Source organism: Phormidium sp. CCY1219, assembly GCF_035615515.1.
Lineage (GTDB): Bacteria > Cyanobacteriota > Cyanobacteriia > Cyanobacteriales > Laspinemataceae > CCY1219.
This window is the reverse complement of the sequence record NZ_JAJENT010000902.1, coordinates 1-250: the sequence shown is the minus strand read 5'-3', so window position 1 is coordinate 250 and position 250 is coordinate 1. Positions and strand designations below refer to the sequence as shown.

General features: G+C 45.2%; 1 protein-coding gene. It reads right to left on the bottom strand.

The window, feature by feature from the left end:
• A partial coding sequence (locus tag LKK83_RS29600; RefSeq protein ID WP_324635058.1) for a Uma2 family endonuclease occupies positions 1-250 on the bottom strand: 250 nt, incomplete at both ends.

Sequence of the window (250 nt, the reverse complement as noted above, 5' to 3'; positions counted from 1 at the left end):
CCTCTAACTGCAGGATAAATCCCGGTAGCAGGGGGTCTCCCGACACCGTGGCAGGATTATCCAGCACTTCTACTTCTACACCGGGACGATAAATTTCCACTTGCCGATTTTGGCGATTAATCAACCATCCCAATACCGTACCATTTTCGATATATTCTTTCATTTTCGCTTGAGTGGTTTTTAAACTATCGCTTGGCGACATAAGTTCGATCGCAAAATCCGGCGCAAAGGGGAGAAATTTCTCTTTTTC